22 protein-coding genes and 2 tRNA genes are annotated in these 21317 nt (G+C 67.6%); 14 read left to right on the forward strand and 10 right to left on the reverse strand.

From position 1 onward, the window contains the following. Window positions 1-240 precede the first annotated feature (240 nt). The gene (locus Q322_RS0108290) at window positions 241-1593 is read left to right on the forward strand and encodes a tyrosine-type recombinase/integrase (RefSeq protein WP_156952958.1); all 1353 of its coding nucleotides are present in this window, start codon (window positions 241-243) and stop codon (window positions 1591-1593) included. Between the two features lie 560 nt (window positions 1594-2153). On the opposite strand, the gene Q322_RS0108295 is transcribed toward Q322_RS0108290, so the two are convergent. Both Q322_RS0108295 and Q322_RS0108300 read right to left on the reverse strand, forming a co-directional pair. Continuing rightward, a complete protein-coding gene (locus tag Q322_RS0108295) occupies window positions 2154-3071 on the reverse strand; it encodes a tetratricopeptide repeat protein (protein WP_029477425.1) in 918 nt (305 codons plus the stop codon). After that, window positions 3008-4891: an ATP-binding protein gene (locus Q322_RS0108300; protein WP_029477427.1), complete on the reverse strand. Its 1884-nt coding sequence runs from the start codon at window positions 4889-4891 to the stop codon at window positions 3008-3010. The genes Q322_RS0108295 and Q322_RS0108300 overlap by 64 nt, the downstream gene beginning before the upstream one ends. A 408-nt stretch (window positions 4892-5299) precedes the next feature. Between Q322_RS0108300 and Q322_RS0108305 the strand changes: the two genes are divergently transcribed. Further along, complete coding sequence (locus Q322_RS0108305) at window positions 5300-5509, forward strand: hypothetical protein (RefSeq protein ID WP_156952959.1); 210 nt, start codon at window positions 5300-5302, stop codon at window positions 5507-5509. Window positions 5510-5738: 229 nt separating this feature from the next. Here Q322_RS0108305 and Q322_RS0108310 read toward each other — a convergent pair. Further along, window positions 5739-5813: transfer RNA gene (locus Q322_RS0108310), tRNA-Val, on the reverse strand. A 26-nt stretch (window positions 5814-5839) separates the two neighbouring features. Further along, window positions 5840-5915: transfer RNA gene (locus Q322_RS0108315), tRNA-Ile, on the reverse strand. A 148-nt stretch (window positions 5916-6063) separates the two neighbouring features. Between Q322_RS0108315 and Q322_RS0108320 the strand changes: the two genes are divergently transcribed. The 3 genes from Q322_RS0108320 to Q322_RS0108330 all read left to right on the forward strand — a co-directional run bounded on the left by Q322_RS0108320 (window position 6064) and on the right by Q322_RS0108330 (window position 9173). After that, window positions 6064-7422: a glycogen synthase gene (locus Q322_RS0108320; protein ID WP_029477429.1), complete on the forward strand. Its 1359-nt coding sequence runs from the start codon at window positions 6064-6066 to the stop codon at window positions 7420-7422. Next, window positions 7419-8240: a hypothetical protein gene (locus Q322_RS0108325; protein ID WP_029477431.1), complete on the forward strand. Its 822-nt coding sequence runs from the start codon at window positions 7419-7421 to the stop codon at window positions 8238-8240. The genes Q322_RS0108320 and Q322_RS0108325 overlap by 4 nt, the downstream gene beginning before the upstream one ends. A gap of 183 nt (window positions 8241-8423) precedes the next feature. Continuing rightward, window positions 8424-9173, forward strand: a complete 750-nt coding sequence (locus Q322_RS0108330; protein WP_029477432.1) for an RNA methyltransferase — start codon at window positions 8424-8426, stop codon at window positions 9171-9173. 347 nt (window positions 9174-9520) lie between these two features. Here the strand turns inward: Q322_RS0108330 and Q322_RS0108335 are convergent, their stop codons facing one another. From Q322_RS0108335 to Q322_RS0108350, 4 genes are all read right to left on the reverse strand, one after another. Further along, window positions 9521-9916 carry a hypothetical protein gene (locus tag Q322_RS0108335; protein WP_029477433.1) on the reverse strand — a complete coding sequence of 132 codons (396 nt, stop codon included), beginning with the start codon at window positions 9914-9916 and terminating at the stop codon, window positions 9521-9523. 161 nt (window positions 9917-10077) lie between these two features. Next, window positions 10078-10476 carry a barstar family protein gene (locus Q322_RS0108340; RefSeq protein ID WP_029477434.1) on the reverse strand — a complete coding sequence of 133 codons (399 nt, stop codon included), beginning with the start codon at window positions 10474-10476 and terminating at the stop codon, window positions 10078-10080. After that, complete coding sequence (locus Q322_RS0108345; RefSeq protein ID WP_029477435.1) at window positions 10473-10937, reverse strand: guanyl-specific ribonuclease; 465 nt, start codon at window positions 10935-10937, stop codon at window positions 10473-10475. Before Q322_RS0108345 ends, Q322_RS0108340 begins: the two co-directional genes overlap by 4 nt. Window positions 10938-10947: 10 nt before the next feature. Then, window positions 10948-11946 carry a heme-dependent oxidative N-demethylase subunit alpha family protein gene (locus Q322_RS0108350; RefSeq protein WP_029477436.1) on the reverse strand — a complete coding sequence of 333 codons (999 nt, stop codon included), beginning with the start codon at window positions 11944-11946 and terminating at the stop codon, window positions 10948-10950. Window positions 11947-12039: 93 nt separating this feature from the next. On the opposite strand from Q322_RS0108350, the gene hemB reads away from it, so the two are divergent. Together hemB and Q322_RS0108360 are read left to right on the forward strand one after the other, a co-directional pair. After that, a complete protein-coding gene (gene hemB / locus Q322_RS0108355) occupies window positions 12040-13113 on the forward strand; it encodes a porphobilinogen synthase (protein ID WP_084147882.1) in 1074 nt (357 codons plus the stop codon). Further along, complete coding sequence (locus Q322_RS0108360) at window positions 13110-13679, forward strand: cyclin-dependent kinase inhibitor 3 family protein (RefSeq protein ID WP_029477438.1); 570 nt, start codon at window positions 13110-13112, stop codon at window positions 13677-13679. Before hemB ends, Q322_RS0108360 begins: the two co-directional genes overlap by 4 nt. A gap of 196 nt (window positions 13680-13875) precedes the next feature. On the opposite strand, the gene Q322_RS0108365 is transcribed toward Q322_RS0108360, so the two are convergent. Next, window positions 13876-14682 carry an AAC(3) family N-acetyltransferase gene (locus Q322_RS0108365; RefSeq protein ID WP_029477440.1) on the reverse strand — a complete coding sequence of 269 codons (807 nt, stop codon included), beginning with the start codon at window positions 14680-14682 and terminating at the stop codon, window positions 13876-13878. A 308-nt stretch (window positions 14683-14990) separates the two neighbouring features. On the opposite strand from Q322_RS0108365, the gene Q322_RS0108370 reads away from it, so the two are divergent. The 3 genes from Q322_RS0108370 (at window position 14991) to Q322_RS0108380 (ending at window position 18141) form a co-directional block, all read left to right on the forward strand. Next, window positions 14991-16277: a 3-isopropylmalate dehydratase large subunit gene (locus tag Q322_RS0108370; RefSeq protein ID WP_029477441.1), complete on the forward strand. Its 1287-nt coding sequence runs from the start codon at window positions 14991-14993 to the stop codon at window positions 16275-16277. A 150-nt stretch (window positions 16278-16427) separates the two neighbouring features. Further along, a complete protein-coding gene (locus Q322_RS0108375; protein WP_051668364.1) occupies window positions 16428-17699 on the forward strand; it encodes a hypothetical protein in 1272 nt (423 codons plus the stop codon). A gap of 1 nt (window position 17700) precedes the next feature. After that, on the forward strand, window positions 17701-18141 hold the full coding sequence (locus Q322_RS0108380; protein ID WP_029477444.1) for a hypothetical protein: 441 nt from the start codon (window positions 17701-17703) through the stop codon (window positions 18139-18141). Here Q322_RS0108380 and Q322_RS0108385 read toward each other — a convergent pair. Further along, window positions 18138-18446 (reverse strand): DUF4180 domain-containing protein, encoded by a 309-nt coding sequence (locus Q322_RS0108385; protein ID WP_245593182.1) that lies wholly within the window; start codon window positions 18444-18446, stop codon window positions 18138-18140. The genes Q322_RS0108380 and Q322_RS0108385 overlap by 4 nt on opposite strands. Before the next feature lie 92 nt (window positions 18447-18538). Between Q322_RS0108385 and Q322_RS0108390 the strand changes: the two genes are divergently transcribed. The 4 genes from Q322_RS0108390 to Q322_RS0108405 are packed head-to-tail and all read left to right on the forward strand — an operon-like array spanning window position 18539 to window position 21309. Beyond that, entirely contained in the window at window positions 18539-19054 is a 516-nt protein-coding gene (locus Q322_RS0108390; protein WP_029477446.1) for a DinB family protein, read from the forward strand. Then, window positions 19051-19521 (forward strand): DinB family protein, encoded by a 471-nt coding sequence (locus Q322_RS0108395; RefSeq protein WP_245593183.1) that lies wholly within the window; start codon window positions 19051-19053, stop codon window positions 19519-19521. The genes Q322_RS0108390 and Q322_RS0108395 overlap by 4 nt, the downstream gene beginning before the upstream one ends. Next, window positions 19515-19982: a dCTP deaminase domain-containing protein gene (locus Q322_RS0108400; RefSeq protein WP_029477448.1), complete on the forward strand. Its 468-nt coding sequence runs from the start codon at window positions 19515-19517 to the stop codon at window positions 19980-19982. The genes Q322_RS0108395 and Q322_RS0108400 overlap by 7 nt, the downstream gene beginning before the upstream one ends. Before the next feature lie 34 nt (window positions 19983-20016). After that, the gene (locus tag Q322_RS0108405; protein WP_029477450.1) at window positions 20017-21309 is read left to right on the forward strand and encodes an aminotransferase family protein; all 1293 of its coding nucleotides are present in this window, start codon (window positions 20017-20019) and stop codon (window positions 21307-21309) included. The last annotated feature ends 8 nt before the right edge of the window (window positions 21310-21317 follow it).

Here is a 21317-nt window from a genome sequence, read left to right on the forward strand (position 1 = left end):
CCCCCGCCGCTTCGGAAATCACGCGAACTGTCCCGAATTCAACCGAGTCCGGGACGCCTCACTTTTCTCTATCTTTCCCTACGGGAGAGGACCGGGCCGAGGAGTCTGCCTTTCATCCTGCCGTCCATTCGGCCTCAGACGCTGACTTCGCAGTGGCCCGAGTAGTGGCCCGGAGCAGTGGCCCCAGGAGTTCATGGCGAGGATTTTGCCATCCTGCCCTCGCCACGCCACAATGGCGATGTGAAGCGCCTGTCCCTGGCCGTCCTGATCTGGTTGCTGCTGGCCGGTGTGGGCGTGGCGGCGCTCTTCCTGTCGGCGCGCGGGCAGTTCGCAGAGACCTTTAACACTGACGCGCGTATCCTGCACCGCGTGCTGTCGCAGCGCATGGAGCAGCAGGAGGCGGTACTGAACGCCGTGGACGCCCTGGGGCAGGGAGAGGGCACGGTGACGCTAGACACCTTTCTGGACACGCTACTGCGCCCCTACCCGCAGGTGGTGGCGGTAGAACGCTGCGCGGCGCAGGGCTGCCGGGTGCTGGGAACGCCCGCCCAGCGCCCTCCCAGCCTGGAGGCCACTCCTGTCCTGCAACCCACCGTGCGCTGGCCAGTTGGCGGCGGGCCGCTATACGCCCTGTCGCGGGACATCGGCCGGCGCCTCGTGACTCAGTTGACTACGGGAGACGTCCAGGATCTTTTGAAGGAGCTGCGCGGCCGTCATGCCGACAGTACGGTGAGCAAGGTCTATAGGCGGTTGTGCCGGGTGCTTGATCTGGCGGTGCAGGAACAGGTCGTTGTGCGCAACGTCGCGGCGGCGATCCAGCGCAAGCCGACGGTGAAAACCAGGGTTCCCGCAGAAGGATGGACGACTGAAGAGGTTCAGAAAATCATCCGTACAACCAGGGAGGTCGACCCGGCGATGTACCCGCTGGTGGTGATGGCCTTCGCCAGCAGCGTCCGCATCGGTGAACTGGTCGGTGCTCGGCTTCAGGATTATGACCTGGACAAGAATGTCTTCTGGGCGGACGGCACGGCGAAAGAGGGTGGGGGTCGTGGCAAGGGAAAATCTGACCGGGCCCATCGCCCGATCTCGCTCTACCCGGGAGCGCAGGACGTGATGCTGGCTCACCTGGATCGGCTGCAGCGCCTGAAGGAGGCGGTCGGGCCGGCCTGGGGGATCAAGCGCGTCCACAGCGAGGAAACACGTGAAAAGCAGCGCCAGGCCGCGTTGAGGCAGTATGGGCGACACTACGACCAGACCTGGAAGCCGGCCAAACCGGTGCCCACCGAGACGCACGAGTGGCTGTTCCCGACCTCCCGTGGCACGCGCGACTTCAAGACCAACGTGGGGCGCCGCTGGCACAGGATTCTGGAGGCAGCTCAGGTGAAGGACAGGGTCTTCCATGCCGTGAGGGCGACGTGGATCACCGCGGCACTGGACGACAATGTCCCGATGCACGTGATCCAGGCCGCTGTCGGGCATGCCTCGCCGGTCATGACCCTGCGGTATGCGGAGCGGCCCAAGACGGATGATGCTGCAGCGCGTGTCGCCAGGCGTCTGGGGCTCGACACCGCCGTGAACCCACCGAAAGGCTGAGGCATGCTTCTTGAGCGCGGCCGCGGCAGTCAGGTCAGCGCCGCGCTGGTGCTGTTCCTCAGGGAAGGTACCTGTGCGATACCTTGGAACGGATCACATGCCCAAAATTCTCGACAATATCGACCTCAAGCTGATTGACGACCTGCGGGTCTCCATGCAGTCTGCGGTGCGCGCCGATTTCTGCGTGGGGTACTTCAACCTGCGTGGCTGGAAACTCATCGATGATCTGGCCGATCAGTGGAGTGGCCGCGACGATGCGCGCACCCGCCTGCTGGTCGGCATGCAGGAACTGCCAGAAGGCGAACTGCGCGCGTCGCTGACGCTGCTGGGTTCGTCCACTGGCCTCGACAACCAGACAGCCGTGCGTCTCAAGCGGCGCGCGGCCGAAGGGTTCCGGCAGCAGCTCATGCTGGGCGCGCCATCCAACAGCGACGAGGCGGGACTTCGCCGCCTGAGCTGCCAGCTCAAGTCAGGCAAGGTGCAGGTGAAGTTGTTCCTGGGCTTCTTGCTGCACGCCAAGCTCTACCTGCTCCACCGGCACGACCACGCGGCGCCCCGCCCTAAGCATCAAACGAGATGTCGATGCCCGTGGGGTCAGGCCCGGCCGCCTCCGCCCCACTCTCGACCTGAAGGGCCTGCCAGCGCCGCAGCAGCTCCCGGTGCTCCGGGACGTGGTTCAGAAAACGCTCGCGCCACTGCGGGTCGCCGATGCTTTGCGAGCGCCCGATCAGCTCGTCGTGGCCGGTCTCCAACGCCAGTCGCTCGGTGTGGTGGTCTCCCTGCGCGGCGAAGACGTCGGCGCAACTCAGGTAGACGAGGGTCAGGGCCTCGATGCTGGCCCCCTGGCTTTCTTGCAGGTACCGCCACACCTCGGCGGCGCGGCGTCCGGCGTCCTCCAGCCGGCCCAGGGCCAGGTCGCAGCGGGCCAGCGCCGCGTCGGCCTCGGCCAGGTAGCCTGGAAGTTCCGCCTGTTCCACCAGCGTGTGCGCCTCAACGTAAGTCGCGCGCGCTTCCACCAGTCGACCGGTGCGCTCGAGAATGAGGCCAAGGTACATCTGGCTGCCACTCAGACCATAGATATCGCCGATTCCATCCAGTTCAGTGAGGGAATCCCGTGCCGAGCGCTCCGCCACCTCAAACTCGCCCAGGTGGAGAAGAACCACGGCAAGATTCTGCAGACCATAGCCTCGCCCCCGCCGGTATCCCACAGCAGTGGCCAGCCGCAGGGATTCCTCGAGCGTGTCGCGGGCCTGCGGGTAGAGTCCCAGCATCGAGTAAGCCATCCCAAGATTACTGGCCGCTATCATTTCCTGAGTCCGGTCTACGGCGAGCTGCGCCTCCTGAACGGCGAGCAGGCCCTGGTTTATCGCTTGCACGAGATCCCCTGCCTCAGTGTAGAAAGCCTGGGTGAAGGTCAGGATCTGGGCGCGGACAGGGCCGGAGGGGACGTGCTCGAGCAGTTCCAGTGCCCGCCGCATGGTGTCCTGCGCCGCGCCGTCGCCCAGACGCAACAGCGCGCTCGCTTTGCGCGACAGGGCCTGGGCCTCCAGCGCGGGGTCACCCGCATCGGCGGCGGCAGCGATGGCCTGGTCGAACAGGGGCAGGTCATCCCGCTGGACTCCTTCATCGGTGAGAACGACCGTTCTGATCCCGTAGGATTCGGCCAGCCAGGCCCTGTCACCGGAGCTCTGAGCCAAACGCACCAGCGAGTCCAGGTTGACCTGCCGGGCGTCCCGCTCGCCCAGCAGCCGGAGCGTTTTCTCCTGTGCGAGCGCGATCTTCCAGCGGGTTTCAGCGTCTGTCGGGTCGGCCAGGGCCAGGGTGCGCTCCAGCAGGCTGCGGGCCTCGCGGGGGCACCCTGCTGCACGGCGCGTTCCCCGGCCTGCAGGTAGTAGCGCGCCGCCCGCTGCGGCTCGCCCCCCAGGTCGAGGTGCCACGCGAGCTGGGAGCTGAGTTCGGCCGTGTCGGGGCCGCACAGCTCCTCCAGCACCTCGCCGACCTCGCCGTGCAGCAGCCGGCGCTGAGCCTGGCCCAGTTCGCCGTACAGGTACTTCTGGAACAGCGCGTGGGTGAACCCGTACGCCGACAGCCGGCTGCGCCCGGCCACCAGTTCGCCCCGCTCGGTCACCAGGCGGTGCTGCTTTTCCAACCCCTGCGAAAGCTCCCGGATCAGGGGGCGCAGGGGCCGCTGGGTGACCTTCGCCACCACCTCGGCGGTGAACGCGGCCCCCTCGACGCTGGCGATGTCGAGGAGGTCGCGCTCCTGCTGCCCCAGCCGCCCGATGCGCTCCTCGATCACGCCCTCCACACGGGCGGGGAGGGTACTCCAGTCGAGCTGGCCCGCAACCCAGCGCTCGTCCGCGTCGCGCACGAGCTGCCCACGCTCCTGCAAGGTGCGCAGCAGTTCCACCGTGAACAGCGGGTGGCCCCCGGTGTGCGCATAAAGTTGCTGGCGAAAGGCCGCGTCCAGCCGGTTGGGTTCCAGGTCGAGGAGCTCTTTGACAAACGCCAGGCGCTCGGCCTCGCCGGTCTGGGAGAGGTCGAGGGTGACGTCGCCCGCATAGCGCTTGATCTCGGCGAGCACCTTTTCCAGCGGGTGGCGCTCGCCGTCCCTGGCCGTGGCGATCTCATCCGGGCGGTAGGTGCCCAGCATCAGCACCCGACTGCCGGCCAGGCGGCGCGACAGGTGAAAGAGCAGCCCCACGCTGGCCTCGTCGGCCCACTGCAGGTCGTCGAGGACAATCAGCAGCGGCTGCTCCTTGGCGAGCGCCTCGAGCACGTTGGCATACTGCTCGAAGATGCGGCTCTGCTCGATGGCGCCGCCGTGCTCCTGTTGGCGCTGACCGAGCCGGGTGAGTTCGTCCAGCCAGCCCGTGCTCTTGATCACGGTTCTGCCTATCCTGGCCACCAGCGAAGCCCCCGGCACGAAGGCGCCCACCAGATCCGGGCCCACCTCGACCAGCAACTGCACCGAGCGGGCGAACATCGTGTTCAGCCGGTTGTTTCCCGTGTGCATGTCGGCCGCCTGACGCGCCCCGGTCAACGCCGAGAGCACTTCCCTGAAGGGCAGGTAGGGATCGCCGAACCGGCCCTGGGCGTTGCACTCGCCCACCGCCACCCGCAGGGTCTCGTGCTTCGCCTGAGAGCGGGCCACGAAGGTTTGCACCAGCGCCGTCTTGCCGTTGCCCGCCTCGCCGGTCACGAAGGCCACCCCGCCCGCGCCCGCCAGGGCCCGTTCCAGAAATCCCCGCAGGCGCTCCTGCTCTGCGCGGCGACCGATAAAAGCGGCTTCGTCCATAAGCTACCCCCCGTGATGACCTGCGCTGGTTGAATCAGGAACCTGAGAGCGGCGACCCGCCGAATGTGTGAGGTCACCTGGAACGTCTGAAGCCGTGATGCGCGGTGCCACACTCTATCCGCATTTCTGGCGCACCTGCAGGCTCGCCTGCCTGACCACGTCCGCCCTGTTTCGCTGCGCTGGCACGGAGGCCGCCGCGCCCTCCGTGTCGAGCTCTGCGACCGGAGCGGCCGCCATGCACGGTTCACTGGGACGCAGACGGGCCGGTGCCTCCCCGAGCCGGTTCAGGCGCGGCATGGGGTCGGAGGGCACGGCCGCCCCGACACTCCCACCTGCGCTGCTCCCACGCACGGCACGATCTGGCCGTCGAGGCCGGCCGCGTCTGTTGCATGGGTTTCGGTGGACGGCGTGTCCAACGAGGCGGGGCGGGCCGCACTGCGCGCCGAACTCGACGGGCGCGTGGCCCACCTGTACAACCTGACCGAGAGCGAGTTCACTCACATCCTGGGCACCTTCCCGCTGGTGGCACAGGAGGTCAAGGACGCGGCGCTGGCGGCTTATCGGCGGCTTGGAGGGCCTGCGCCTGCTCAGGCTTCGCTGAGCGCTCTGCGCGTCTAACCGCAGCTCGGGGAAGCAGAGAAACCGGGTGGTTTCGTGGCACAAGCGAGATCACCGGTTTTGCGTCCAGAACCTTGTGAATCATGTGCGAGTGGAGTATGCAGTTGGGTATACAGAAATCGACCCAAAAACAGCACTTTTCCTCAGTCTGTCGGTCAACTGTCGGTCAAAGCGTTTGTTCCCACAGTGACAACAAGTGAAAAAACCCCGACTGTGCCGAGGTTCTTGTTGGTGGGCGGTATAGGACTTGAACCTACGACCTCTCGCGTGTGAAGCGAATGCTCTACCACTGAGCTAACCGCCCGAACTGTTGAACGGACACCCTATTCCTGGTGGGCCTTGCCGGATTTGAACCGGCAACCAATCGGTTATGAGCCGACTGCTCTGACCGTTGAGCTAAAGGCCCGCAGCCTTCGCGCTTGCCCTCCAAAAGGCCACGGGCGTGGCGGGTCTTCAGGCGAGGGGAAGTGTAGCAACGGCCCCCCGGCTTGTCAAACCTGCCTGGCCCCAGACCCGTGGATCCGTGAGCGACGCGGGCGGGTACAGTAGCAGCCATGCGTGTTGTTCATGTGGCTGCGGAAGTATTTCCATTCTCGCGTTCGGGCGGGCTGGGGGACGTGCTGGGCGTCCTGCCGGAGGTGCTGGCGGCTCAGGGCGCGCAGACCACCGTGGTCTCGCCGTGGTACGGCTCGCTGGCAGGGCAGCCCACCGAAGTGTGGCGCAGCGTGGTGCCAGAGCTGAGGGCAGGCCCCGCGCCCATCTTCGAGGTCCGGGTGGGTGAGATCGTCCAGAACGGCGTGCAGTACCTGTTTATCGGGCTGCCGGAATTTGACCGTCCGGGGCTGTACTTTGACGACGACGTGCACCGCTTCTGCCTGTTCGGGCGCACCGTGCTGCCGATGCTGCGGCAACTTGGGGTGGCCGCAGACGTGGTCCACGGGCACGACTGGCAAGCGGGGCTGGTGGTGGCCTACGCGCACCTGGCCGGGCTGAAGACTGTGTTCTCGGTACATAACCTGCAATACCAGGGCCGCTGGAACTTGGAAGAGGCCGCGCGCTGGACCGGCCTGCCCCAGTGGACGCTGGGACCGGACGCGCTGGAATTCCACGGCGACCTCAACCTGATGAAAGCGGGCCTGACCTTTGCCGACGCGGTCACCACCGTCAGCCCCACCTACGCCCAGGAAATCACCACTCCCGAATACGGCGAGGGCCTTCAGGGCCTGCTGGTCCGTTTGACCATCGAGGGCCGTCTGAGCGGCATCCTGAACGGCCTGGACCAGGAACGCTGGGACCCGCGCACCGACCCGGACGTGCCGCAATTCGGCGATCCGGCGGGCAAGGCGGCGGCCACGGCACTGCTGCGGGGGGAATTCGGGCTGGACGACGCGCCGATTCTGGGTGTGGTCAGTCGGCTGGCCGATCAGAAGGGAATCGACCTGCTGATCGAGGCACTGCCCGAACTGATCCTGCACTGGAACGTGGTGGTCCTGGGCGGCGGCGACCCCCTGCTGAGCGCCGCGCTGTCCGGCTGGGCACAACACCCGCGCGTGGCCTACGTGGGCGGCCTGAACGAACCGCTGGCCCACCGCATCTACGCCGGGGCCGACATCTTTGCCATGCCCAGCCGCTTCGAGCCGTGCGGCCTGTCGCAGATGATCTCCATGCGCTACGGCACGCTGCCGGTGGTGCGCCTGACCGGGGGGCTGGTGGACACCGTGCCCGCCGACATCGGCTTCCGCTTTACCGACGCCACCCCGCAGGCCCTGAGCGCCGCCTGCGCCGAGGCACAGGCCGAGTATGACCGCCCGGAAGCGTGGCAGGCCAGGATGGAACGCGGCATGGCGCTGGACTTTGGCTGGCAGGGTCCGGCGGCGCAGTATCTGGCGCTGTACGGGCGGCTGGGCCGGTGAACTTCGGAGTTCAGTGCGTCCCGCCTGCCGAACTATTGCCCGCCTTCGCCGCGCTATACGGTGCAACGCCGGAAGACATGATCTGGATGGCCGACGCCTGCACGGCAGGCTTTGTCGCGCTGGCTGACGGGAACGAGATGCTCGGCGCAATCGGCACCCGGCCCAGCCCGCAGTACGGCGCGGAACTGGTGGGCGGCGTGTTCCCCGGCCCCGTGCGGGACGAGGTGGTGCTGGCACTGGTGCGCGCGGCACTGGCACAGGTGGGCCGCGTGTATCTGTTCGCGGACGGCTCCCTGTTCCCCGCCGAGGCGCTGCTCTCTGCCGGGCTGCGCGAGGTGGGCGCGTACCGCCGCCTGAGCGGGCGCGTGCCGTACCGCCACGTGGACCCGCCCGTTGGCGTCCGGTTGCTGCCGCTGGCCGAGGTGCCCGGTCCCGAAACCCGGCTCCAGGCACTGCAAACCTATGAGGACCGCGTCGGCCACCACGCGGTCACGCCCGAGGCGGCGGCGGACGGCGCGGGCGGCTTCGACTCTCACCTGAGCGTGATCGCGCTCGATGACGGGGGACGCGGCGTGGGCGTGTGCCGCGCGGCCATCGAGGACGGCGAGGCAAGGATGGATGCGCCCGGCGTGGCTCCCGAGTGGCGGCACACCAATCTCCGCGCCGCCCTGCTGAACGAGGTCAACACCCGCCTGCGCGCCTCGGGCATCACGCGGGTCAACGTGGATTCCTGGGGCGACACGCCGGGAGACCTCGCCCACGACCTGAAACTGGGCCTGGGCGTCATGGAAGAAGCGCCGATTCTGGCGCTGGGGTAATGGGTTGGGGTAACGGGCTGGGGTTATGGGCTGGGGTAACGGGAAGGCCCGCCACCGTGTCCCGATTTGCGGCCTGCCGGGTGGCTCCCTTCACAAGCCGCTCTCCGGGTCACCTGCGAGGCCGGAAGGGCGAGGGCGAGGCGTCCTCTTCCACAGTCCTCCAAGCCTGCTAGCATTCCGCGCGTGACCCTGGCTGTCGTTCTCGTTTCCCCCAAGACCCCCGGCAATATCGGCTCGGCAGCCCGCGCCATGCTGAATATGGGCGCAAAGGACCTGCGGCTGGTGGCCCCGCGCTGCGATCATCTGGATTCGGGGGCGCTGGCAATGGCGGTTCACGCCGCCGATCTGCTGCGCGGCGCGACGATCTACCCCACGCTGCGCGAGGCGCTGGCGGACCGTGACCTGAGCGTCGGCACCAGCGCCCGCATCCGCTCGGACCTGCCCATGCCGCAGCACCCGGCGCAGATCCGGCCCTTCGTGCGCGCCGCCACCGCCCCCGCCCTGGTCTTCGGGCCAGAGGAGTCCGGTCTGAACAATTCGGACCTGGAGCAGTGCCAGATGACGGTCCGCATCCCCACCGGGGACTATGCCAGCCTGAATCTGGCGCAGGCCGTGCTGCTGGTCTGTTACGAGTTCCTTCAGGGCGAAGGCGATCCCCCGGAGCGGGTCCGCAAAACGGCCACCCGCGAGGAGATGGAGGCCATGTACGGCCACCTGCACGCCACCATGCACCTGATCGGCTACACCGACGCCGTGCGCGCGCGCCACACCCTGCGCCTGTGGCGGGCACTGCTGGACCGGGCTTTAATGAACAGCGTCGAGAGCCGCCTGTTCCGGGGCCTGCTGCGGCAGGTGCACTGGAAGGTGGAGGACGCGGCCAAACGCGGGACGACGGAGCCGAGGCAGGGGGAAGAGAGCGTGACGCAGGAGTAGGGCCGCCGCTTAGAGCATTTGTCAAAAGAGTTCTCCACTTTTGACCGAACGGAGTGAGTGAATTTTGCCGAGTATTTGGGAGAATGGAAGCATCGGGAGTTTCTTTTCCGATGCTGTAATTCGGACAAATGCTCTAAACGGATTCCGTTTTCCTGCTTCTCGCGGTCTTGCCCAGGGCAGCCCCCATGAGAACGCCTGGACGCCCGCTCGGATGTCCAGGTGGTTCCAACACTTCTCAATCGGAGGCCGTATGAGACTCGGTTCACAGCGGCCCGGTCCCACCCGCGCGCCGAAGCGTTCGCGCGTTTCTGCCGTCTACCTCACCACGCCCCGGTAGCGGCGGGCGCTCAGGGCAGAACCTCGTACAGTTCTACCTGCCGCATCACCGCGCCGCCGAAGGACAGCACCGCGCGGTACGCGCCCTCGTCCGGGGCGGTCAGCCGGAACGTCGCCGTGCGCTGGCTGGCGTCCAGATACACGCTGTCACTGCCGATGGCGCGGGTGCTCTCGAACCAGTTGACGCCCAGGTAGCCCGGCTCGAAGCGGCCATCCACGGTGGCGGTCACGATCAGTTGGTCGCCGTCGCGTTTCAGGCTGGCGTCCGTGACGCGCGGCGGCAGGTCCGGCGTCACCACCGGGGGCAGCAGCGGCACAAAGTTGTAACGGCACCCGCCGAGGCCCAGGCCCAGCGGAAGGGCCAGCGCACACAGCAGGGCGGGACGCAGGAAAGCGGGGCGGGGCATGTCGGCATGCTAGAGCGCCCAGGTGTGAATGCGTACAGGAGGGGCGGGGTCTACCGCGTGTTGGCGAGTGAGCAGCCACGGTCCTCTCCCCTACCGCAGATCGCAATAGAAGTGGACCAGACCGCTCAGGGGGCTGAGGTCTCCCCTGACACGACAAGGCTCTACCAGCTCTGCGGATCGCTCTCCAGTTCTTCCGCAAGCAGCCACAGTTGGCAGCCCTGCCCGGCAGCGTCGCGCTGGGCGTCGAGCATCACGCGCTCCAGCTCGCCGCTCAGACGGGGGTGACGGCGGCGGAAATGCTCGAAGTCGCACAGCAGCAGGCCCAGGCGCGGGGGGCGGGCCTCGGGATCGGTCAACACGTCGTACAGCGCGTCCCAGTTGCGCCCGAAGTTGTCGGTCAGGGCCAGGCCACGCAACATGGCAAGCATCAGCGATTCCTTGTCGTGCACGTCCGAAAACCCGATCTCACGCAACGACACCTGATAGCCAGCGGCCAAAATGCGCGGATCATGGGGGGCTTTCTGAATGCCCTCGGGGGATTGATCGAACACTTGCATCATGGGCGAATCCTTTTAAAACTGGCGTAGTGGTCGGCGGTGTAGTAGCACTCGGCGGTGCTGGTGACCGGCTGGCCCCCGCACACGATGCGCCGCGCGCCCCGGTCGTTCTCGCCGGGGGTGGGCACGGTGTATTCGCGGTAATAGCTGCCGGATTGCCGGGGCAGCAGGCGCTCGCGGTTGCCGAAGGTCACGCCGTCCTTGCTGTACCGCAATTTACCGTCCTGCGCAATGGTCTGAAGAAGCTGCGCGCCCTCGCGCGGCAGTTCAGTGGCGTCGATCCAGCGCAGGCCACTCTGCGGGTCACGGCTGGAGACCTGGTTCTGTTGGGGCTGACTCTGCTGGGTCTGACTCTGCTGCGTCTGGGCCGGGGGTTGCCCCTGCGCCGTGTCCTGACCGGGCAGATCGCAGGCGGCAAGGAGGGCAGCCAGCAGGGGCGTCAGGAACAGGGCGCGCAGATTCACGCCCCTGACTCTAGAGCGCCCGCTCGTCCAGCCAGATGAGGAGGTTCGGCAAAATCCCCCGCAAACCCTTGTAGATCTGTTGCCCCGGCGTCATGGTTCGCAGCGCCGCCGCCAGCGCGCGGGCCTGGGCCGGGGTCTGCACCGCCACCTCCAATGGATACAGGTAAGGCCGGATGGTGAACAATGCTCCGTGCGCCGCTGGAAAGCCAGTCAGGGTCTGCCGCTCCACCCGCACGAACGCCGTGTCCGGGTCAAAGGGGGCCGCCTCACCGGGTTCCAGCGTGGCGGGATGGTGGTCCAGCCAGTAATCCAGCGCAATGCCCCAGACAAAACGCACGAACGGCCCGCGCCCGATCACCGCGTCCACCAGCCGGGACACAGTGGCGTTCATCGGCCCCGCGCCAGCCACCGGGGAATGCACCGCCACGAAATCCCGCCCCAGCTTGTCGCGCGGGTCCCAGCGCTCCGGCGACAGCACATGCGTGGCCGCCAGCCAGTCGCGCCCGGTCTGCGGATCACGCGCGATAATCGCCAGGTCCTCCGGGGCGTTCAGGCCCAGGAAATCCAGTGCGCCCAGCGGTTCGAGGTCTGCCCGCAGTCCGGCCAGCGGCGCGCCGAAACGGCGCAGGTCCTGCACGCCGCCCCAGCGCAGGTCCAGCCGCGCCTTCCAGCCCAGCAGCTCATTGCGGAACGTCTGCCCGTCCCAGGTCATCGCCCCGCCACTGTCGGCGGCCAGGGTGCGCGCTGTGAATTCGAGCGCTGCCACGCGCAATTCGGGTGACAGGTTCGCCTCGCCCGCATATTCGTGCAGCGCCCGGCGGTGGGCCGCCCACTTGCTGACCACGAAGCGTTTGTAGTCGCCCTCCAACGCGAAGGTGTGCGTTTCCGCCGCACCGTCCTCGCGCCAGGGAATCGGCTGTCCGGCCAGACCGGCCCCCAGCCGCAACAGCCCCGCCGAAACCGTGTAGACGCCGTTCAGGAAGGGGCGGTAGACGGTGGGGGCGGGCATGGGGAAATTGTGGCAGAAAGGTGGACGTGGCCTCTGTACCTACCCATCTTGCACCTTCCACTTTCGGAAGCGCGTTCGCGTTAGCCTGACGCCATGCCTGAACGCCCCCGGCGACTGCGCCGCACGCCCGCCCTGCGCGCCCTGACCCGCGAGGTCCACCTCAGCCCGGCGCACTTCATCTACCCCATCTTCGTTTACGAGCAGCCGGACGAATCTCCTATCGCTTCCATGCCCGGCGTCAGCCGCCACAGCATTGACGGCGCGGTGCAGCAGGCGCGCGAGGCGTTGCGGCTGGGGGTGCCCAGCGTCATCCTCTTCGGCATCCCGGACCACAAGGACGCCCACGGCAGCGGGGCATATGCCGAGGAAGGCATCATCCAGCGCGCCACGCGGGCCATCAAGGCGGCGGTGCCGGAGATGACCGTCATGGCCGACACCTGCCTGTGCGAGTACACCGATCACGGCCACTGCGGCCCGCTGTGCGAGGTGCCCGGCCAGAGCGGCGCGGAGGCGTGGACGGTGGACAATGACCGCAGCCTGGACCTGCTGGCCCTGACCGCCGTGTCGCAGGCCCGCGCCGGGGCCGATGTGGTGGCCCCCAGCGCCATGATGGACGGTCAGGTGGGGGCTATCCGCGCGGCGCTGGACGCGGCGGGCTTCACGGACATTCCGGTCATGAGTTACGCGGTCAAGTACGCCAGCGCGTATTACGGCCCCTTCCGCGAGGCGGCGGGGTCTGCGCCCAGCGTGGGCAACCGCGCCACCTACCAGATGGACCCGGCGGGCGGCCACCGCGAGGCGCTGCGCGAGGCCAGGCTGGACGCCGAGCAGGGCGCAGACACCCTGATGGTCAAGCCCGCGCTGGCGTATCTGGACGTGGTGCGGTTGCTGCGCGACTCCTTCGATCTGCCGCTGGTGGTCTACAACGTCAGCGGTGAATACTCGCTGGTCAAGGCGGCGGCACAACTGGGCTACATGGACGAGCGGCGCACCGTGCTGGAAAACCTGACCGCCATGCGCCGGGCCGGGGCCGACGCGATCATCACCTACCACGCGCTGGACGCCGCCCGCTGGTTGCGCGAGGCCGTGTTGCAGGAGGACGCGCTGCGCCCCGTGACGGCCCCGGTGACGCCCCTGCAAGAGGCCGTGCCGGAGAATGGAGCGTGACCCCCTCCTCTGATCACCCGGCACCCGACAGCCCCATACGCGTGGACTGGATTCCCACCGGGCTGTGGCCTGGACGGCTGGGCCTGACCTTTGCCCCCGGCAAGAAGGGGCGCAGTGTGATCCAGCAGGGCGTGACGCATGACCGCGACGTGTACGGCGACATGCAGACGCTGGCGGCGGACGGCGTGAACGTCCTGACCCCGCTGATCGAGGACTTCGAGTTTGACCTGCTGGGCATGGACGGCTACCACGCCGCCGCCGAGCTGAACAACCTGGAGGTCAAGCCCTTTGCCGTCCCCGATCAGCACGCCCCCGGCAAGCGCGCGGACTTTGCCGCCTTCATCGACGAGCTGATGACCGATCTGCTCGACGGGCGCGGCGTGGTGGTCCACTGCCGGGGCGGGCTGGGCCGCGCGGGGCTGGCCGCCGCCTGCCTGCTGGTGCAGGGGGGCATGACGGCGGAGGGGGCCACCGCGCTGGTCCGCCGGACCCGTGGCCCCCAGGCCATCGAAACCCCCGCACAGCAGCAGTTCATCCACGACTTCGCCGACGCCCTGCCGGTCTGATACGGACTCCGGTGAAACCGTTTGCAACAACGGTTTAATCCAAGCGGATGCGAGAAGGAGAGGAGCGGCCTCCGTTCGTTTGATGCACAGACTGCGAAAGCCCCGGTTGGCAAACTCCACGTCCGAACCCATCTGTCATCGGCTCAAGTCCGCCCGGATTGCCTCGTTTGCGCGAGTGATTCAATCGAAGTCAGGATTACAGCCCCACATGCACCCGTGGCTTTAATCCGCCCTGCCGCACGGTCTGGCGCACCTCTTGGCAGCGGCAGCCCCTGTACTGGCACAGCAGGGCCTCGGGGTCATGCTGGAGCAGCCGCACGGTGCTGTCCACCAGATCGCGCACCCGGTACAGCCGCAGCGTGGACGGCCCCACGCGCGCCGAGCGGAACTTGAAGTGCATCTCGGGCAGCAGGTTGTCGAAGTCCGCCGAGCAATTGGGAAAGGCGGTGGGCAGCACCTGGCCGTCCAGCGGCACATAGCGCGTCAGCAGCGGGATTCCGGCCAGGTACTCGCCGTAGTGGACGCTGGTGTTGCTGCCGAAATCCACGCCGATCAGCAGCGCGTAGCCGTTGAGGTCATACAGCGCCCCGATGGGCTGGTATGGGTTGTTCAGCGACTGCGCCGCCGTGATCCGCGCGGCCTCGTCGCCCAGCGCCACGAAGCTGAGGGTGGGATGAAATGAGCGATACGCGTCGCGCCGCTCCACGAGTTCCTGAGACACCCGACCGATGTCGCGGCTGACGCGGGTGTCGCGGTGAAATCTGGCGTGGACCATGCCGCCAGGCCGACTGAGCAGCGTGTTGTAGCTGAAGGCCGGGGCCACCAGCGTGGCCGTGCGCCGCCACAGCGTGTCCACCAGCGCCCTGGCCCCGCCGTCCAGCGTGCCAAAGGACTTCAGGCTGGCGTGGACGATCAGGTGCTGCGTGCCGTCTAGTCCCAGCGCGGCCAGCCCCTCGTCAAGTTCGGCGGCCTGGACAGCGGGTTTTCGCAGCAGATTCAGCACAGCCCGCAGTTTAGCGGTCCTGCGCGGGCTGGGGCTAGGGCCGCGTCCCACCTTCACGGTCAACGGCCAAGGCGGCATGAAGCGCGGCGGCCCGTCTATCCCGCCTCGGGCCGCCCGCATGCAGTCAGGCGCTAGACTTGGGGGCACGTCCAGCAGGTCACGGCGTCGCGAGGCGGTCCAGCGGGCGGACCTTGCTGAAGGCGGGGCGGCGGGCGCGACTTTAAGCGTTCAGTTCTCTCCCAGACCGCCAGCAGCGCGTCCGGGAGGTTTGATGATGTGGGAGATTTGGTGATGGGGAGGAACGACACATGGGAATGACGATTGCGGAAAAGATTCTAGCGGCCCACAGCGGCCACGACGTGCTGGTGCCCGGCCAACTCATTGAGTGCAAGACCGACTGGGTGCTGTGCCACGAGATCACCACCCCCGCCGCCCTGCGGATGCTTGAAGAACGCGGCATGGACCGGGTCTTTAACCCCGATCAGATCGTGGCGGTGCCGGACCACTCGGTCCCGGCCATGAACATCAAGGCCGCGCAGATGTACCAGAAGCTCAAGTCCTGGGTCAAGGAAAAGGGCATCAAGCACTTCTACGACGTCGGCAGGGGCGGCATCGCCCATGTGGTGCTGGAGAACACCGGCCTGATCAAGCCGGGGCAGACGCTGGTCAGCGGCGATTCTCACACCTGCAACGCCGGGGCGCTGGGCTGCTTTGCCACAGGCGTGGGCAGCACCGATCTGGCCGGAGCGATCTACGCGGGCCGGGTGTGGTTCAAGGTCCCCGAGACCATGCTGATCCGCGTGACCGGGAAGTTGCAGCCGGGCGTGACTCCCAAAGACCTGGTGCTGGAAGTCATTAAACGCATCGGCGCGGACGGCGCGAACTATCTGGTCATGGAGTGGGTGGGCGACACCATCGACAATCTGGACATGGAGGGGCGTTACACCCTGACCAACATGGCCATCGAGGCGGGCGGAAAGACCGGCATCGTGGCGGTGGACGACACCACCCGCGCCTACCTGCAAGAGCGCGGCATCAGCCCCGGCGACTACACCGAATACACCTCGGATGCGGATGCCAAATACCGCGTGGTCATCGAGCTGGACGCCTCCGCCGTGGAACCCACTGTGGCCTACCCGCACATTCCCAGCAATGGGCGCGTGGCGGGCAGCGACAGGATTGCCGTGACGCACGCCTACGTGGGCAGTTGCACCAATGGGCGCATCGGTGACCTGCGCGACGTGGCCCGCATTCTCAGGGGCCGCAAGGTGGCCGACGGCGTGCAGATGATCGTGGTGCCGGCCACCCAACTGATCTGGAAGCAGGCGGCCAGCGAGGGCCTGCTGGAAATCTTCGTGGACGCCGGGGCAAGCGTGTCCTACCCCAGTTGCGGCGCGTGTCTGGGCATGCACAGCGGCGTACTGGGGCCGGACGACGTGTGCATCTCCAGCACCAACCGCAACTTCGTGGGCCGCATGGGCGATCCCACGGCGGCGATCTACCTGGCCTCGCCCGCGACGGTGGCAGCCAGCGCGGTCAGCGGCTTTATCTCTGACCCGCGCGAGTACAACGACAGCATCGAAGCGGCGGACTGACTTCAGGGCTGGAGTGGCTAGTTCAAAGGGGGAGGGGAGCGAGGAATGCGCCCCTCCCCTTTTTTTGTCGAGGCCCCCGAAGCCGTTCAGACCAGGCCCAAGACCGCCCGCCATCCTACCCAGACCAATCCATGCTTGACTGTCAACCCTATGGGTGAAGCCAAACGCCGCAAACAACTGGGTCTGATGCCCACCGTCCATCCCTTCGAGGCGCAGCTTGAGGCGTCCGGCGAGGTCACGCTGATCCGGGGGCCAGACGACGCCGCGCTGACGCGGACCATCGTGGACGCGCTGAAAGGCACGCAGCTCAGCGGAGCGGCCTGGGACAGCGAGTACCGCACCTCGCTGGTGCTGTCCGGGAAGCACGGGGGCACGCTGTCCACGGCGGCGGACGTGGAGGCCGTACCCGTGCCGGACCTGCGCCGCATCACGGGCGAGCTGGCGCTGGGGCCGCTGGGGAGCAGCAGCGAACAGGTGACCATTCCGGTGGAGGGCGGCGCGATCCGTCTGCGGGAGCAGCGGCATTCCTTTGACGGCAAGTGCTGGGAGACCCTGAGCGCGCCGCACAGCCCGCAGCAGCTCATGTCGGCCATGCAGAACAATCCGGCCTTTTTCCTGGAAGGCGAGCTGATCGGGCAGTTCAATGCCGAACACTGGCAGGCCGGGCGCATCGACATCGAACCCGATCCGCCGGAAGAACTGCTGGAAGCGCTGGAAGACGTGGTGCGCGAGTGGCACGGCGAAACCGAGAGTTTGTGGGCCGAACTGCACCGGGACCGCATGGAGGACCATGACGTCCCCATTCCACTGGCCCGCCGCAGCACCTTCGAGTTGCGCGTTCCCGCGCCACTTCAGAATCCGCTGGGGAAGGTGTTCGCCATTCGCAACGGCGCGGAGTTCAGTCCGGTCATGGACACGGATGCCCATACCCCCGATGGCGAAACCTGGCTCAGTTACGCGGACCCCGACGCCGAGGTAGACGGGGGCCACCTGCCCGCTGAACTCGCCAGCATCTTCGATATGGAGACGGTGGGCGTGACCGTGTACGCCGACGGGCGCGTGGAGTTTGAGGAAGGTGCTCCCGAGGACCATACCGGGCGCATCCGCACCGAACTGCGCGAGGCCACCGGGGCCGGGGACGCGCAGGAGTGGGCCGAATGGACCGCCCAGATGCTGAGCGAAACCTACGGCGACGAGCTGGAGGTGCCGGAAGGTCAGACCCTGCCCGTTCCTGTCGCCATGCGCCTGGACATCCCCGAGGACGCCTTACAGGACCCCGATCCGCTGTCCCAGACCTTTATGGAATCCGAGGTGAGTTTTGACGGTCAGCAGTGGCGCGACCTGTTTGGTGACCTGCCGCCGGAACTGACCGCCTTCGCCGCGCCGCCCACGGAAGAGGACGACGCCGGGCGGCTGAACTGAGGTGGACGCTCTGGCGCTGACCATCCCCAACCTGCTGCAACTGCTGCCGGGGCTGCTGGCCTTCGGCGCGGCGTGGCTGTGGCTGGCGCTGCGTCCGGTGGCAACGGGAGAGAAGGCAGGCCGTCCGCTGGGCCTGTGGGGCGCGCTGGCCGGGCTGGTGGCCGCCGCCACCCCCAGCGTCATGGCATCCGTCATTCAGTTCATCACTCTTGGCCGCTTCAACACCGAGCAGCGCAATTTTGTCCTGCTGACCACCCTGCCCGCCACGCTGCTGTTTCTGATTCTGGCGCTGGTGGTCCTGGTCGTCAGCGCGGCGCAGCGCCAGGACCCCCTGCGCCGCAGTTTCGCGGCGGCGGCCCTGTTCGGCGTCTTCGTGCGCGAGCTGCTGATGCTGCTGTTCGTGGGGGCCGGGCTGGTGTTCGGTCTGTTTGGTCTGCGCTAGCGCGTCCCGGCGTTTCCCTCCAGCCACACCCGCGCCTCCGCCTCGCCGTGGACGAAGCGGATCAGCGGGTGGGGAGCATGTTCGTGGGTCAGTTCCGCGAAACGCTCGTCGTGGGCCGCAAAATCCGGCAGGACCAGCGCCACCCGGATTCGGTAGTTGGTGAGCTTCTGAAAAGCCTCGCCCGCCAGCCCGCTGCGAAGGTCAAAGAATTGCGGCGACAGGTCCGCCTCGCTCAGGCTCAGGCCGTCCAGATCAAAGGCCGCGCCGATCAGGGTGTGGATGTCGTCCGGGCCGCGCAGGGACACTCCCAGGTTCCGGGCCGTCTGGACGCGGAACGCTTCATGCGGGTTTATCTGGAAAGCAGGCTAACAAATCCCCGGTCTGCGAAACTGAGACCATGACGGAACCTGACCACGATCCCGCCCACCGCAACGCACGCGCCCAACTGGCCTTTGCCCGCCTGCTGCCCAAGCTGTTCCGGGGCGGACAGGCGTTCGTGGGCGTGGAGGCCACCTTAAGCGGCCTGGACGCCGGGGCCGCGGCGCGCGTGCCGGACGGGTTGCCGCACAGCGCCTTGGACCTGCTGGCGCATGTGAACTGGTGGAACCGCTGGATGCTGGACATCATCGAGATGGGCCAGGCGCAGCCCTACCCCGCCCACGCCGCCGACACCTGGCCGGAGGTGGGGGCCGCCGACTGGAGCCGGGTCAGGAGCGAATTCTACGAGCTGCTGGCCCGCGTGGACGCGCACGCCTCGCGCCCCGATCTGGCGAACCCGGTCAACCACCAGGAGACCATCGGCGAGCTGCTGGCCGACTTCGCCCTGCACACCGCCCACCATTTTGGGCAGATCGTGACGGTGCGCCAGGCGCTGGGCGCGTGGCCCCCCCCCGGAGGAGGCGATACCTGGTGAGCGGCCAGACCTTTGGCAAGGCGGTGGGCAACCTGTTCCCGGGCGGCCCGGCCAACGTGTCGTGGGAAGCAGCACTGGCAGACCTGGAGGCCGGGGACGCCGAGCGCACGCCGAACAACCTGCCCCACAGCGCCGCGCAGATCGTGGCGCACGTCCAGTTCTGGCAGGCGCACCTGCTGGACACGCTGGCCGGGAAGCACCCGGCCACGCCCGAACACTCGGCGGGAGGCTGGCCTGCGCCGGGCGACTGGCAAACCCTGCGGACCACCTTCCTGCGAGACGCCGGGAAACTGCGTGCCCACGCCCGCGATCCTGAACTGTGCGCCGCCCTGGACCGCAGCGGCGTTCCCCACGCTGCCACGCTCACCAACTCCGCCGGACACAGCGTCTATCACCTGGGTCAAGTCGTGACCATCCGGCAGGCGCTGGGGCTGTGGCCGCCGCCGGGTGGGGGCGATACGTGGTAGGGCGGCAACGCGGTTTTGAGGTGGTATCTGAGCCGCACCGCCAGCACCCGGACGCCGGGATTCAGCTTCCCAGCCGGGGTTCACGGCACTCTGCCGGGTACGATTTGCACACGCCGGTCGGCTTCACGCTCATGCCAGGGGCCAGGGCGGTCATCGTCACCGATCTCAAGTCGTACATGCTCCCGGACGAGGTTCTAAGCGTGTATCCGCGCTCATCGGTGGGATTGCGCGGCGTCATGCTCACCAACACGGTGGGCATCGTGGACGCCGATTATTACGCCAATGCCAGCAACGACGGCAATATCCGCCTCTCCTTCCACAACATCGGTCCCGAGGCATTCACGGCGCAGGCGGGGGACCGCATCGCGCAGGCCATCTTCACCAAGTACCTGCTGGCCGACGGCGACGGCTTCGCGGCTGGCCCCGAACGTCTGGGCGGGCAGGGTCACACTGGCCGCTAAGGCGGCTGACCCCATTCAACTCTAGGATCATCCCATGTCCAACGTCTTTTACCGTTCCCGCAAACCCTACCCCGTCGCCACCCGTGCCGAGGGCGTCTATATCTTCGACGACAGCGGCAGACGCTATCTGGACGGCAGTTCCGGCGCGCTCGTCGCCAATATCGGGCACGGGCGGGCGGCAGTGGCGGACGCGATGGCGGCCCAGGCCCGGCGGCTGGCCTTTGTGCACGGCTCGCAGTTTTCAAGTGGCGTGCTGGAGGAGTATGCCGCCCGCCTGGCCACCTTCCTGGGTCTGCCGGATTTCCGCTTCTGGGCCGTTTCCGGCGGTTCGGAGGCCACCGAGAGTGCCATTAAACTGGCCCGCCAGTACCACGCCGAGCGGGGCGAGACGGGCCGCTACCGGATCGTCACGCGCAGGCCCAGCTACCACGGCGCGTCGCTGGGGGCGCTGGCGGCGTCGGGCATGGGCGCGCGGCGCGAGCTGTACACGCCGCTGATGAACGAGGCCGCGTGGCCCAAACTGGCAGCCCCTGACCCGGAACTGTCCGGCCAGGCCGATGCCGAACGCCTGCGCGCGCTGCTGCAAGAGGTGGGGCCGGACACGGTGGCCGCCTTCATGTGCGAGCCGGTGGTGGGCGCGTCGGACGCGGCGCTGGCCCCCAACACGGGTTACCACACGCGCATCGCCCAGATCTGCCGCGAATACGGCGTGCTGTTCGTTGCCGACGAGGTGATGTGCGGCATGGGCCGCTGCGGCACGCCGCTGGCCTTGCGGCTGCATGAGGACGTCACGCCCGACATCACTGTTCTGGGCAAGGGACTGGCCGCCGGGTACGCTCCGCTGGCCGGACTCATGGCGAGCGGTGAGGTTCACAACACGGTGATGAACGGCTCCGGGGCGTTCAAGCACGGCTTTACCTACGCGGGCCACCCGGTCAGCGTGGCGGCGGGCCTGAGCGTGCTGGACATCGTGGAAGGCGAACGGCTTATGGAGGCGGCGAATGAACGGGGCGCACAGCTTCTCGAAGGCTTACAGGAGCTGAAGGCACAGTATCCGCAGATTCTGGAGGCCAGAGGTCATGGCCTGCTGCTGGGACTGGTGTTGGGCGATCCGGCCACTGGCGAGGCGTTCGAGACTCCGGGGCTGGCAGAGCGTGTGGCGGCGGCGGCGCGCATAGGCGGGCTGATCACCTACCCCGGCTCCGGTGCGGTGGATGGGGTGCGCGGCGATCACCTGTTGCTGGGGCCAGCGCTGAGCATCACGGCGGCGCAGGTGGACGAGATGCTGTCGGGGCTGGACGGGGCTTTAGCGGACACGCGGGATTGAGGGCGGCT

Origin of the sequence: Deinococcus frigens DSM 12807 (genome assembly GCF_000701425.1) — a bacterium.
GTDB lineage: Bacteria > Deinococcota > Deinococci > Deinococcales > Deinococcaceae > Deinococcus > Deinococcus frigens.